This is a genomic window from Priestia sp. SRI_019 (genome assembly GCF_057586255.1).
The window spans coordinates 622,549-636,216 of sequence record NZ_JBYCZN010000001.1; the positions used below are offsets into that span (position 1 = coordinate 622,549).

The 13,668-nt window shown below is 41.7% G+C and carries 13 protein-coding genes; all 13 read left to right on the forward strand.

Translation table 11 applies throughout. The features are described 5' to 3' along the window. Positions 1 to 30 precede the first annotated feature (30 nt). The 13 genes from AC2YJL_RS03240 to pyrE all read left to right on the forward strand — a co-directional run bounded on the left by AC2YJL_RS03240 (position 31) and on the right by pyrE (position 13,632). Positions 31 to 318: a conjugal transfer protein TraR gene (locus AC2YJL_RS03240; RefSeq protein WP_013084845.1), complete on the forward strand. Its 288-nt coding sequence runs from the start codon at positions 31 to 33 to the stop codon at positions 316 to 318. Positions 319 to 398: 80 nt separating this feature from the next. After that, positions 399 to 866, forward strand: a complete 468-nt coding sequence (gene lspA / locus AC2YJL_RS03245) for a signal peptidase II (RefSeq protein ID WP_013084844.1) — start codon at positions 399 to 401, stop codon at positions 864 to 866. Continuing rightward, entirely contained in the window at positions 863 to 1,777 is a 915-nt protein-coding gene (locus AC2YJL_RS03250) for an RluA family pseudouridine synthase (protein ID WP_028410773.1), read from the forward strand. The genes lspA and AC2YJL_RS03250 overlap by 4 nt, the downstream gene beginning before the upstream one ends. 190 nt (positions 1,778 to 1,967) lie before the next feature. Next, positions 1,968 to 2,510: a bifunctional pyr operon transcriptional regulator/uracil phosphoribosyltransferase PyrR gene (gene pyrR / locus AC2YJL_RS03255; protein WP_013058940.1), complete on the forward strand. Its 543-nt coding sequence runs from the start codon at positions 1,968 to 1,970 to the stop codon at positions 2,508 to 2,510. A 156-nt stretch (positions 2,511 to 2,666) separates the two neighbouring features. Then, positions 2,667 to 3,974, forward strand: coding sequence for a uracil-xanthine permease family protein (locus AC2YJL_RS03260; protein ID WP_034649161.1), 1,308 nt, complete (start codon positions 2,667 to 2,669; stop codon positions 3,972 to 3,974). 148 nt (positions 3,975 to 4,122) lie between these two features. Beyond that, a complete protein-coding gene (locus AC2YJL_RS03265; RefSeq protein ID WP_251568774.1) occupies positions 4,123 to 5,061 on the forward strand; it encodes an aspartate carbamoyltransferase catalytic subunit in 939 nt (312 codons plus the stop codon). Continuing rightward, the gene (locus AC2YJL_RS03270; protein WP_251568771.1) at positions 5,024 to 6,313 is read left to right on the forward strand and encodes a dihydroorotase; all 1,290 of its coding nucleotides are present in this window, start codon (positions 5,024 to 5,026) and stop codon (positions 6,311 to 6,313) included. The genes AC2YJL_RS03265 and AC2YJL_RS03270 overlap by 38 nt, the downstream gene beginning before the upstream one ends. Next, the gene (locus tag AC2YJL_RS03275; protein WP_025750361.1) at positions 6,298 to 7,383 is read left to right on the forward strand and encodes a carbamoyl phosphate synthase small subunit; all 1,086 of its coding nucleotides are present in this window, start codon (positions 6,298 to 6,300) and stop codon (positions 7,381 to 7,383) included. The genes AC2YJL_RS03270 and AC2YJL_RS03275 overlap by 16 nt, the downstream gene beginning before the upstream one ends. After that, the gene (gene carB, locus AC2YJL_RS03280) at positions 7,383 to 10,595 is read left to right on the forward strand and encodes a carbamoyl-phosphate synthase large subunit (protein ID WP_025750359.1); all 3,213 of its coding nucleotides are present in this window, start codon (positions 7,383 to 7,385) and stop codon (positions 10,593 to 10,595) included. Before AC2YJL_RS03275 ends, carB begins: the two co-directional genes overlap by 1 nt. Next, positions 10,592 to 11,365 (forward strand): dihydroorotate dehydrogenase electron transfer subunit, encoded by a 774-nt coding sequence (locus AC2YJL_RS03285; RefSeq protein WP_013084838.1) that lies wholly within the window; start codon positions 10,592 to 10,594, stop codon positions 11,363 to 11,365. Before carB ends, AC2YJL_RS03285 begins: the two co-directional genes overlap by 4 nt. After that, a complete protein-coding gene (locus AC2YJL_RS03290; RefSeq protein ID WP_251568770.1) occupies positions 11,362 to 12,303 on the forward strand; it encodes a dihydroorotate dehydrogenase in 942 nt (313 codons plus the stop codon). Before AC2YJL_RS03285 ends, AC2YJL_RS03290 begins: the two co-directional genes overlap by 4 nt. Continuing rightward, on the forward strand, positions 12,275 to 12,997 hold the full coding sequence (gene pyrF / locus AC2YJL_RS03295; RefSeq protein WP_487374621.1) for an orotidine-5'-phosphate decarboxylase: 723 nt from the start codon (positions 12,275 to 12,277) through the stop codon (positions 12,995 to 12,997). Before AC2YJL_RS03290 ends, pyrF begins: the two co-directional genes overlap by 29 nt. After that, positions 12,994 to 13,632 carry an orotate phosphoribosyltransferase gene (gene pyrE, locus AC2YJL_RS03300; protein ID WP_013058931.1) on the forward strand — a complete coding sequence of 213 codons (639 nt, stop codon included), beginning with the start codon at positions 12,994 to 12,996 and terminating at the stop codon, positions 13,630 to 13,632. Before pyrF ends, pyrE begins: the two co-directional genes overlap by 4 nt. Positions 13,633 to 13,668: the final 36 nt, after the last annotated feature.

Here is a 13,668-nt window from a genome sequence, read left to right on the forward strand (position 1 = left end):
CTTCATCTTATCAGCACAGGAGGCGTTTGCATGTATGAAAATTATCTTTCCATTGGACAGGAATTAGCTCTTATTAAAGAAGAATTACAAGATCGCCTATTGAGATATGCTACAGAACAATCTGGTTATATAGATGAAAAGGAACGTTACGTAATAGAAATGATTAAAGCCGATTTAAAAGATGTAGAACACGCGTTAGCAAAGCTGGACGTTGGTGCGTTCGGAATTGATGAACTAACTGGCGAAGTGATGTCTATTCATAAATTAAAAGTAATGCCGACGGCCCGCACAAATGAAGATTTATTTGTTTTATGGTGAGAAGCGAGAAAAAAAATGAATTATGTGCTAAAATGCTTTAGTATGGATTCGTTTGATTTTATTGCGGGAGGAAAACGTTTGTGTTTTATTATCTTATCGCTTTAGCTGTTATACTTATTGATCAGGTAACAAAATGGATGATTGTAAAAGAAATGTATTATGGACAAAGCATCACCGTAATTGAAAACTTTCTTTACATTACCTCTCATCGTAACAGAGGAGCCGCGTGGGGGATTTTACAAGGACAGATGTGGTTCTTTTATCTCATTACGGTGGTTGTGGTAGTCGGTTTAATAATTTATATTCAAAAGCTCAAAAAACAAGATAAATGGTTCGGTATTGCGCTAGCATTAATGTTAGGCGGCGCCATTGGAAACTTTATTGATCGAGTGGTCCGTAAAGAAGTAGTTGATTTCGTAAATACATACATCTTTACGTATGATTTTCCGATTTTTAACGTAGCTGATTCGGCACTTGTCGTCGGAGTAATCATCATGTTTATTATGACGCTGTTTGAAGGGAAAATGAAGAAGGAGCACAAAGAATGAATGTAATTGAAACAGTTATAAATGAAGAACAAGCGGGAGAACGTATTGATAAAGTACTTTCGACTGTAAATGCAGAATGGTCACGTTCACAAGTGCAGCAATGGATTAAAGAAGGTCACGCAAAAGTGAACGATAAAACCGTTAAAGGAAACTATAAATGTAAAACAGGAGACGCTATTATTATTGAAGTGCCGGAACTAGAAGAGCTTGATGTGGTAGCGGAAGAAATGAATTTAGATATTTATTATGAAGATCAAGATGTGCTTGTTGTAAATAAACCTCGCGGTATGGTTGTACATCCAGCTCCTGGTCATCATAGCGGTACGCTTGTAAACGGCCTAATGGCTCACTGTAAAGATTTATCCGGTATTAACGGCGTTATGCGCCCTGGTATCGTTCATCGAATTGATAAAGATACATCCGGTTTACTTATGATCGCAAAAAATGATTTAGCTCATGAATCACTAGTTAGTCAGCTTGTAGCTAAAACAGTGACGCGTCGTTATAAAGCTATCGTTCACGGAGTAATTGCGCACGATCACGGTACAATTGATGCGCCAATCGGCCGAGATAAGCAAGATCGCCAAAGCATGACGGTGACTGATGAAAACAGCCGTGATGCAGTGACGCACTTTACTGTATTACAGCGTTTTAAAGATTTTTCACTGGTCGAATGTAAGCTAGAAACGGGGCGAACACACCAAATTCGCGTTCATATGAAGTATATTGGCTTTCCGCTTGCCGGGGATCCGAAGTACGGACCGAAAAAAACGCTTCCGATTGACGGACAAGCGCTTCATGCCGGTGTATTAGGCTTTATTCACCCTCGTACAAATGAATATATGGAATTTGAAGCACCGGCTCCAAAAGAGTTTAATGAGATGCTAGAGCTTATTGAAAAAAGAAGTTGACAACTGCCATAAGTGATGGCATACTTGTATTAACTTAATAAGAACCTTTAAGAACAGTCCAGAGAGGCTGAGAAGGAAACGGTGAAGAAAAGGCATACTTATAGCCTTTTTGAAGAAATATGTCTAAAACCAAATCCTCTTGCCTCAAGGCAAGAGGATTTTTTATGTCAACAACTTGAGGTGAAAAACAGTGAACGTAAAAGCTACCGTACTTGACGAACAGGCTATTCGCCGCGCTTTAACTCGAATTGCACATGAGATTATTGAAAAGAATAAAGGAATCGAAAATTGTGTGCTAGTGGGGATTAAAACGCGAGGTATTTATATCGCAAAACGTTTAGCAGAACGAATTGCACAAATTGAAGGAAATACATTGCCAGTCGGAGAACTAGACATCACGCTTTACCGAGATGATTTATCGAAAGTGACAAGCAATGATGAGCCTCTCGTAAAAGGATCAGATATTCCGACAGATATTGCAAATAAGAACGTCATCTTAGTAGACGATGTGTTATATACGGGCCGTACGGTTCGAGCAGCACTTGATGCACTGATTGATATCGGCAGACCTGAACTCATTCAGCTGGCTGTTTTAGTGGATAGAGGGCACCGCGAGCTGCCCATTCGAGCAGACTATGTTGGCAAAAACGTACCGACAGCTAAAAGTGAAAAAATTGCGGTGCATTTAATGGAAGTAGACGAAAAAGACCATGTGTCTATTTACGAAAAATAAATTATATACCCTTTTAAATGGTAGTCCCGTGAGGCTGCAAAAGGGGGGTCACTATACAAGGAAAACTATACTGCGGTATAGCGTCTTCCTTGTATACTGAAAACCTCTTTGCCTCTGCGTAAAGAGGTTTTTTAATAGTGATAGGAGGAAAAACATATGAGTCAACAACGAGATTTTGTACTTGATATACATGATAAACCAAAAGCAGTAAATTGGTTAACATTGAGTCTACAGCATTTGTTTGCAATGTTTGGGTCGACGGTATTAGTGCCGTTCCTAGTCGGGTTCAGCCCGGCAATTGCTTTGATTTCAAGCGGGGTAGGAACGCTTGCTTTCCTGCTCATTACAAGAGGTCAAATTCCTTCTTATCTTGGTTCATCGTTCGCATTCATCACGCCAATCATTTTCGCAAAAGCTTCGTTTGGACCTGAAGAAACGATGGTTGGCTGTTTCTTAGCCGGACTTGTTTATGGAATCGTCGCTTTGATTATAAAAGGAACAGGAATTAATTGGATTATGAAGCTTCTTCCTCCGGTTGTAGTAGGACCAGTTATTATGGTTATAGGCTTAGGACTAGCTAATACAGCAGTAGGCATGGCAATGAACGATGCAAAAGGAAATTACAGCTTAACTTACCTGATGGTTGCGCTTGTGACACTAGCGATAACAGTTGCTTGCTCAATCTTCTTTAAAAACATTATCAGCCTGATTCCGGTACTGATGGGAATTATCGGTGGATACATCTTCGCTTATACACAAGGATTGGTAGACTTTTCAAAGGTAGTGAAAGCAGAGTGGATTGAAGTACCTCACTTCTACGTGCCGTTTGTCACATACACGCCGTCCATTTCACTGGGGATTGTGCTTATCATGGTACCTGTAGCAGTCGTAACACTCTCAGAACATATCGGACACATTCTCGTCTTAAATAAGATTGTGGATCGAAACTATATTGAAAAGCCAGGGCTGCACAGATCGATTTTAGGAGACGGAGTAGCAACTATGCTTGCTGCGCTGATCGGCGGACCGCCAAATACAACATACGGTGAGAACATCGGAGTGTTAGCCATCACAAAGGTGCTTAGCGTATTTGTGATAGCAGGAGCAGCAGTCTTCGCGATTTTGTTCGGATTTGTCGGCAAAATCAACGCTCTTATTTCAAGTATACCAACGCCGGTCATGGGCGGGATTTCAATTCTCTTATTCGGAATCATTGCTTCATCAGGCTTGCGCATGATGGTGGATGCAAAGGTAGACCTTGGATCAAAACGAAACTTAATGATTGCTTCGATTATCTTAGTGTTAGGAATCGGAGGAGCACACTTAGATATCTCAGAACATGTAAAGGTTGATAGTATGGCACTGTCTGCTATCATGGGAGTTCTGCTGAATCTAGTTCTTCCGAAAGAGAAGATAAAAGAAGCAGAAAACGTTCAACAAACGTCAGCACGAAAAATTTCATAGAACGCCTTTTAATTGAAATCCAGAGAGGTTTCTAAGGGTGTGTGAAAAGCGCGTTATAGACGAAGCTTGTTTTCTTACACCCTTTCTAAGTTAGAAAGGGTGTTTTTTATAAAGAAATGCGAGGAAAGCAAAAATGGAGGGAATCGATATGAAACATTTAGTGACAGTCTCAACACTAGAAACAAATGAAATTCTAGAGATTTTAGACAGCGCTGAAAACTATCGAACGAATAAACAAGGATGGAAACCGGAAGAGAAAATGTTTGTTGCCAACTTATTTTTTGAAGCGAGCACGCGTACTCGATGCAGCTTTGAAATGGCAGAACAGCAGCTAGGATTAACAACAATTCCGTTTGAAGTAACAACTTCAAGCGTCCAAAAAGGAGAAACGCTTTATGACACGATTGAAACATTAGCTTCAATCGGCGTTCAGTCAGTTGTTATTCGCCACCCGCAAGATCGTTATTATGAAGCACTGCAGGAAAAAGTATCGATTCCCATCATTAATGCAGGAGACGGATGCGGTCAGCATCCAACCCAGTGTCTGCTTGATCTACTGACAATTCGCCAAGAGTTCGGCTCGTTTAAAGGAATAAAAGTCGCAATAGTCGGAGATTTGCGACATAGCCGCGTAGCGAGATCGAATGCTGAAATGCTGACAAAACTAGGGGCGACCGTATATTTTGCGGGACCTGAAGAATGGAAAGATGAAGAGAACAGACACGGTACATATCTTGATATCGATGAAGCAATCGAAACGGTCGATGTTGTGATGCTGCTGCGTATTCAATTTGAAAGGCATGAAGAGAGCACTTCAGAGCTTGCACAGAACTACCACAGCCGCTTCGGATTAACCGTTGAACGAGAGCGGAAAATGAAATCACATAGCATTATCCTTCATCCAGCTCCTGTAAACAGAGGAGTCGAAATTGCAGATGAGCTCGTTGAATGTGAACGCTCAAGAATTTTTAAACAAATGCAAAATGGCGTATATATTCGTATGGCAGTATTAGCAAGAGCGCTACAACCAATTGAAAGGGGACTTAATAATGACAACAATTATCAAAAATGCTACATGGTTAAATAAAGGGAAAATTGAAAAAGTCGAACTGAAAATTGAAAATGGTTTAATTGCTGAAATAGCTTCACACATCGACGTACAGAATGAAGAAGTCATTGATGCAGGCGGGAACTTCTTATCACCGGGTTTAATCGATGTCCACGTTCACTTGCGCGAGCCTGGAGGAGAAAAGAAAGAAACGATTGAAACGGGTACTTTAGCAGCGGCAAAGGGCGGTTTTACAGCAATTGCTGCAATGCCAAACACCCGTCCAGTTCCGGATACTGTTGAACAAATGGAGTGGGTAAACAAGCGTATTGAAGAAACAGCACATGTTCGCGTATTACCATACGCATCGATTACCACTCGCCAATTAGGAAAAGAACTAACGGACTTTGAAGGCTTAAAAGAAGCGGGCGCATTTGCTTTTACAGATGATGGAGTAGGCATTCAGTCAACAGGAATGATGCTGGAAGCGATGAAGAAAGCCGCTTCATTAAATAAAGCAATCGTTGCACACTGTGAAGATAATGATTTAATCAACAAAGGCTGCGTCCACGACGGAAAATTTGCAAAAGAACATGGACTAAACGGTATTCCTTCTATCTGCGAAGCCGTTCAAATTGCACGAGATGTCCTGCTTGCTGAAGCAGCAAACTGTCACTACCATGTGTGTCACGTAAGTACAAAAGAATCCATTCGCGCCATTCGGGATGCGAAAAAAGCAGGCATTCGCGTAACCGCAGAAGTAACGCCTCATCATTTACTGTTAAATGAGGAAGACATCCCTGGGCTTGATTCAAACTTTAAAATGAATCCGCCGCTTCGAGGAAAAGATGATCAACAGGCATTAATTGAAGCTTTATTAGACGGAACGCTTGATTTTATCGCCACTGATCACGCACCCCATACAGCGGACGAAAAAGCAGAAGGCATGGAGCTTGCGCCGTTTGGGATTGTAGGACTTGAAACAGCTTTCCCGCTTCTTTATACAAACTTGGTATTAAAAGAAGTAATAACGCTAGAGCAGCTAGTATCATATTTAACAAACAAGCCTGCTGACACGTTCAACCTTCCTTATGGCACCATCGAAGTAGGGAAACCAGCAGATTTGACTATCATTGATCTTGAAACAGAAAAAGCAATTAATTCAGAAGAATTTGTATCAAAAGGTAAAAATACGCCGTTTGCTAACTGGGTATGCAAAGGTTGGCCGGTAATGACATTAGTAGAAGGTAAACGAGTATGGGAGGATGTTAAAGCATGCAACGTCAACTAATTTTAGAAGATGGAACAGTATTTATCGGAAAAGGATTCGGCAGCGACAAAGAAATGACAGGAGAAGTTGTTTTCAACACGGGAATGACAGGATATCAAGAAATTCTATCTGATCCATCATACTGTGCACAAATTGTGACATTAACATATCCTTTAATCGGAAACTACGGTATTAACCGCGATGACTTTGAGTCGATTGAACCAGCTGTACACGGTTTGATTGTAAAAGAAGTTTGTGATGCTCCTTCAAACTTCAGAAGCGAACTATCAGTAGATGAATTTTTAAAACAAAAAGATATTCCAGGATTAGCTGGAATCGACACGAGAAAATTAACGCGAAAAATTCGTCAGCACGGTGCGCTTCGCGGACGCGTGTGCAACATGGAAGTCAATGTAGAAGAAGTGGTAGCACAGCTTCAAAATCATGAACTTCCGACTGATTCAGTTAAAAAAGTATCAACAGTGAAGCCTTACCCAAGCCCAGGCAGAGGTAAAAAAGTGGTACTCGTTGACTTTGGAATGAAACACGGAATTTTACGCGAATTAACAGCTCGTCAATGCGACGTGATTGTGGTTCCTTATAACGTAACTGCGCAAGAAATTCTTCAATTAAATCCAGATGGCATCATGTTGAGCAACGGACCTGGAGACCCAAAAGACGTACCTGAAGCAATCGAGATGATTCAAGGGGTTTTAGGAAAGGTTCCTCTTTTCGGAATTTGCTTAGGACATCAGCTGTTTGCGCTAGCATGCGGAGCAGATACAGAAAAAATGAAATTTGGTCATCGTGGATCCAACCATCCTGTAAAGGATCTAAAAACCAATAAAGTAGCTCTTACATCTCAAAATCACGGCTATACAGTATGTGAGCCATCTCTTGTCAACACGCCATTAGAAGTGACGCACGTTGCGCTTAACGATGGAACAGTTGAAGGAGTAAAGCATAAAGAATATCCGGCATTTACGGTTCAATATCACCCTGAAGCATCACCGGGACCTGAAGATGCAAACGGATTGTTCAACGAATTTATGGATCTTATGAAAAACAATCAGAAAGTAGGTAATTGCTAATGCCAAAACGTCAAGATATTAACACAATTCTCGTAATCGGATCAGGACCAATCGTCATCGGACAGGCGGCAGAGTTTGACTATGCAGGAGCGCAAGCGTGTATTGCGCTAAAAGAAGAAGGATACAAAGTTATTCTTGTGAACTCCAATCCTGCAACAATCATGACAGACTCAGAAATGGCAGATAAAGTATATATTGAACCTCTAACGGTTGAATTTGTAAGCTCAATTATTCGTAAAGAACGCCCGGATGCACTGCTTCCAACGCTTGGCGGTCAAACGGGACTGAACTTAGCGGTAGAATTACACGAAACGGGTATTTTAGAAGAATTGAATGTAGAAATTCTCGGGACAAAATTATCGGCGATTGAACAAGCTGAAGACCGTGAACAATTCCGTTCACTAATGAATGAACTAAATCAGCCTGTCCCAGCAAGTGAAATCATTCATTCGCTAGACGAAGCGTATGCGTTTGTTGAACAAGTAAACTATCCGGTAATCGTGCGTCCTGCTTATACGCTTGGCGGTACGGGAGGCGGAATTTGTAACAACGAGCAAGAGTTGATTGAAATTGTAACAAGTGGATTAAAACATAGTCCTGTAACACAGTGCTTACTTGAGAAAAGCATTGCAGGCTTTAAAGAAATTGAATATGAAGTAATGCGCGATGCAAACGATAATGCGATCGTAGTATGTAATATGGAAAACTTTGATCCGGTCGGTATTCATACGGGAGATTCAATTGTTGTAGCACCAAGCCAAACGCTAAGCGACCGTGAGTATCAGCTGCTTAGAAATGCGTCACTAACAATTATCCGAGCGCTTAAAATCGAAGGCGGATGTAACGTTCAGCTAGCACTAGACCCAGAAAGCTTCCAGTATTACGTAATTGAAGTAAACCCTCGTGTAAGCCGCTCGTCGGCTTTAGCATCAAAAGCAACAGGGTATCCAATTGCAAAATTAGCAGCAAAAATTGCGGTAGGCTTAACATTAGATGAAATGATGAACCCGGTAACTGGGAAGACATACGCATGTTTCGAACCGGCACTAGATTACATCGTATCTAAAATTCCACGCTGGCCGTTTGATAAATTTGAATCAGCCAACCGTAAACTCGGTACACAGATGAAAGCAACAGGTGAAGTAATGGCAATTGGCCGCACGTTCGAAGAGTCAATTTTAAAAGCCGTACGCTCACTAGAGTCAAACGTTCATCACTTAGAGCTGAAAGATGCGCATGAATTTGATGATGCCATTATTGAAAAACGTATTCGCAAAGCTGGCGATGAGCGATTATTCTACATCGCAGAAGCCATTCGCCGCGGCGTAACGATTCAGCAAATTCATGACTGGAGCAAAATCGATCTCTTCTTCTTAGTAAAACTTGAAAAAGTGATTGCTTTTGAAAATGTGTTAAAAGAAGAGATTCATAACGTAGAAGTTTTACAGGAAGCAAAAGAAATGGGATTTGCAGACTGCACGATTGCTAAGCTATGGAATCAAACAGAGCGTGAAGTATATGACTTCCGCAAACAAAATGGCGTGATGCCAGTATACAAAACGGTAGATACATGTGCAGCAGAATTTGAATCTACAACACCATATTTTTACGGCACGTTTGAAGATGAAAATGAATCGATTGTTACAGATCGTAAAAGCGTTGTAGTGTTAGGGTCTGGTCCGATCCGCATCGGACAAGGAATTGAGTTTGACTATGCAACAGTTCACTCCGTATGGGCGATTAAAGAAGCTGGATACGAGGCGATTATTGTCAATAACAATCCAGAAACAGTATCTACCGACTTCAGTATTTCAGATAAATTATACTTTGAGCCGCTGACGATTGAAGATGTGATGCATATCATCGATTTAGAAAAACCAGAAGGTGTGGTTGTACAGTTCGGTGGTCAAACAGCAATCAACTTAGCAGACGAGCTAGAAGCAAGAGGGGTCAAGATTTTAGGAACGTCGCTTGAAAGCTTAGATGCAGCGGAAGACCGTAAAAAATTCGAAGCGACGCTAGCGCGTTTAGAAGTACCTCAGCCTCTTGGAAAGACGGTTACATCCGTAGAAGAAGCAGTGGTTGTGGCAAAAGAAATTGGTTATCCGGTGCTTGTACGACCTTCATATGTACTAGGTGGACGCGCAATGGAAATTGTGTATAAAGAAGAAGAACTGCTTCACTATATGAAACACGCGGTAAAAGTACACGCAGATCACCCTGTGTTAATCGACCGCTACTTAACTGGAAAAGAAATTGAAGTCGATGCCATTTCAGACGGTGAAACAGTGGTTATTCCAGGGATTATGGAACATGTAGAGCGCGCGGGTGTACACTCAGGTGACTCCATTGCTGTATATCCACCGCAAACTCTGTCACAGGACGTGAAAGATACAATCATTGATTACACAACACGTATTGCCAAAGGCTTAAACATTATTGGACTGCTCAACATTCAGTTCGTCTTATCAAAAGGAGAAGTGTTTGTTCTTGAAGTAAATCCTCGTTCAAGCCGTACGGTGCCGTTCTTAAGTAAAATCACGCGTATTCCGATGGCGAATGTCGCAACAAAAGTTATTTTAGGAACAAGTTTGCGAGAGCTTGGCTATGAATCAGGCATGCACCCTGAAGAAGAAGGTGTCTACGTAAAAGTGCCGGTCTTCTCATTTGCAAAGCTGCGCCGCGTAGATATTACGCTTGGACCTGAAATGAAATCTACTGGAGAAGTAATGGGGCAAGATTCAACGTACGAAAAAGCATTATATAAAGGACTAATTGCGTCAGGTATGTCCATTAAGCCGTACGGTTCAGTACTTATGACAGTAGCGGATAAAGACAAAGAAGAGGCAACAGCGCTGGCGAAGCGTTTTGCTAACATCGGCTACCAGGTGATTGCAACGGAAGGAACAGCTTCAACGTTTACAAAAGAAGACATTCGCGTAAAAGTAGTAAATAAAATTCATCATGAAGATCACAATCTTTTAGATGTGATACGAAAAGGTGAAGCGCAGCTTGTCATCAACACGCTAACAAAAGGAAAACAGCCTGCGCGTGACGGATTTAAAATTCGCCGTGAAGCAGTTGAAAATGGTGTACCTTGCTTAACATCACTTGATACAGCAGAAGCGATTTTACGAGTGCTTGAAACGATCAGCTTCCATACAACACCAATGAAAAAAGTTCGTCCAACTAAAGAGGTGACAACCGTATGATCAAACATGAAATGATGCAAGTCGTCAGTCAGCGACCGTTAACACACAATGTATATGAATTAACCCTTCAAGGCGAGCTTGTTCGTTTCATGAATGAGCCGGGGCAGTTTGTGCATATCCGCGTCAACAACGACTATTTGCCACTGCTTCGCAGACCAATCAGTATTGCAGAAATTGACCAAACGCACGAACAGTTTACGATGATTTACCGTGCAGAAGGGGCGGGAACATCGCTGCTGGCCGAAAAACAAGCCGGACAGTCGATTGACGTGTTAGGTCCGCTTGGCCACGGTTTTCCATTAGAAGCGATAGAGTCAGGTCAAACGGCTTTATTAGTAGGGGGAGGCATTGGAGTGCCTCCGCTCTATGAGCTTTCAAAAAGACTTCGTGAAAAAGGCGTGCAGGTTATTCACGTCTTAGGCTTTCAATCAAAGGCAGACGTATTTTACGAGCGAGAGTTTTTAGCTTTAGGAGAAACATATATTGCAACGGTAGACGGCTCTTATGGAACAAAAGGGTTTGTCACAACGGTGATTGACGAGCAGCAGTTTTCATATGACGTTATGTTTTCATGCGGTCCAACTCCAATGTTAAAAGCATTAGAAAATAATTATACAAACAAGCCGCTTTACATTTCTTTAGAAGAAAGAATGGGCTGTGGAATCGGCGCTTGTTTTGCATGTGTATGCAGGGAAAGTGAAGATTCTACGGCTTATAAAAAAATCTGCAGCGACGGTCCCGTCTTTCAAGCAGGGGAGGTGCTTCTATGAGTATGCTAAAAACGACATTGCCAGGATTAGATTTAAAAAATCCAATTATGCCAGCATCCGGCTGTTTTGGATTTGGACGTGAGTATGCTCAATTTTATTCACTTGATGCACTTGGAGCCATTATGATTAAAGCGACTACTGCTGAAACTCGTTTTGGCAATCCAACTCCTCGCGTAGCGGAAACATCTGCAGGAATGTTAAATGCGATCGGATTACAAAATCCTGGGTTAGAGAAAGTAATGAATGAAGAGCTCGTTTGGCTTCAGCAATATGATGTGCCGATTATCGCGAACGTAGCCGGTGCTTCAATTGAAGAATATGTGCACGTGGCAAAAGAAATTTCAACCGTATCAAATGTAAAAGCACTTGAATTGAATATTTCATGCCCTAACGTAAAAGAAGGCGGAATTGCGTTTGGCGTAGATCCTGTCATTGCTGCTCGTTTAACAAAAGCAGTAAAAGATGTTTCAAATGTTCCAGTTTATGTTAAACTATCACCAAACGTATCCAATATTGTAGACATGGCGATGGCTGTTGAAGAAGCCGGCGCGGATGGCTTAACGATGATCAATACGCTTCTCGGGATGCGTCTGGATTTGAAAACAGCTCAGCCGGTTTTAGCGAACGGCACAGGCGGACTGTCAGGTCCATCCATTAAACCTGTAGCGATTCGAATGGTATATGAAGTGAGCCAAAAAGTGAACATTCCAATTATCGGTATGGGCGGAGTGACAACTGCTGAAGATGCACTCGAGTTCCTATATGCAGGTGCAAGTGCAGTGGCGATTGGTACAGCAAACTTTGTTGACCCGTATGTATGTCCAACCATCATTGACGAACTGCCAAGGCTATTAACATCATTAGGATACGAGCATGTTTCAGAATGTATCGGAAGGAGCTGGAAAAAGCGTGAAGCAACCGTTAATCATTGCTCTTGATTTTTCATCAATTAACGATGTACAGCAGTTTTTAATGCCTTTTCAACAAGAGTCATTATTTGTGAAAGTAGGCATGGAACTGTTTTATAAAGAAGGGTTATCCATTATTTCTGCATTAAAAGAGCAAAATCACCAAATCTTTTTAGACTTAAAGCTTCATGATATTCCCAATACGGTAAAGCAAGGGATGAAGTCTTTAGCTTCTCTTGAAGTAGATTTGGTTAACGTTCACGCAGCGGGCGGAATGAACATGATGCAAGCAGCCGTTGAAGGACTTGACTTAGGAACCGCTGCCGGCAAAAAGCGCCCGGATTGTATTGCGGTTACTCAGCTAACGAGTACATCTGATGAAATGCTAAAAGAGCAGCAGCTTATTACACATTCGATGCAAGAAGTGGTTACGCATTATGCAGCGCTTGCTAAAAAAAGTGGACTTGACGGCGTGGTATGTTCTACTCATGAAGTGCCTTCGATTCGAAAAGCAGCAGGAGAGGACTTTTTGACCGTAACGCCGGGTATTCGTATGGGCACAGATTCGGTAGATGACCAAGTCCGTGTGGCAATCCCTCAGCTAGCGAGAGAATATGGCTCAAGTGCCATTGTCGTTGGACGTTCTATTACTAAAGCAAAAGACCCGCTTAAAGCATATTATGAGATGTTACAGCAGTGGAAAGGGGAGCGTATTACGCGATGACAAAACTACGAAAAGAAATTGCAAAACAATTAATTGATATTGAGGCAGTAAGCCTTCAACCAAACGAGCCGTTTACGTGGGCCTCTGGAATTAAGTCACCTATTTATTGTGACAACCGTCTAACGCTTAGCTACCCGAAAGTGCGAAAAGAAATTGCAAAAGGTCTGCAGCATTTAATTAAAACGTATTTTGCCAATGCAGAAGTGATTGCTGGTACCGCTACAGCTGGTATTCCTCATGCAGCATGGGTAAGCGAAGCGCTAGAGCTTCCAATGTGCTATGTGCGAAGCAAAGCAAAAGAACATGGCCAAGGAAATCAAATCGAAGGAAAAGTAACAAAAGGTCAAAAAGTTGTTGTGATTGAAGATTTGATTTCAACTGGCGGAAGTGTGTTTACCGCAGTCGATGCATTAAAAGCGCAGGGGTGTGAAGTACTGGGAGTTGTGTCTATCTTTACATATGAGCTGGAAAAAGCGCGTCAGCTGTTTAAAGAAAAAGAACTTCAAGTTTATTCGCTAACAGACTACTCTACGCTAGTAGAAGCAGCAAACGAAGCGGGATACATTGAAGAAGAAGCGATGGACAAGCTATTTAAATGGCGTGAAAATCCTTCAGACCCTTCATGGATGAACTAAACTAGATCTATATAATAAAACCCCCTTTCTATATAG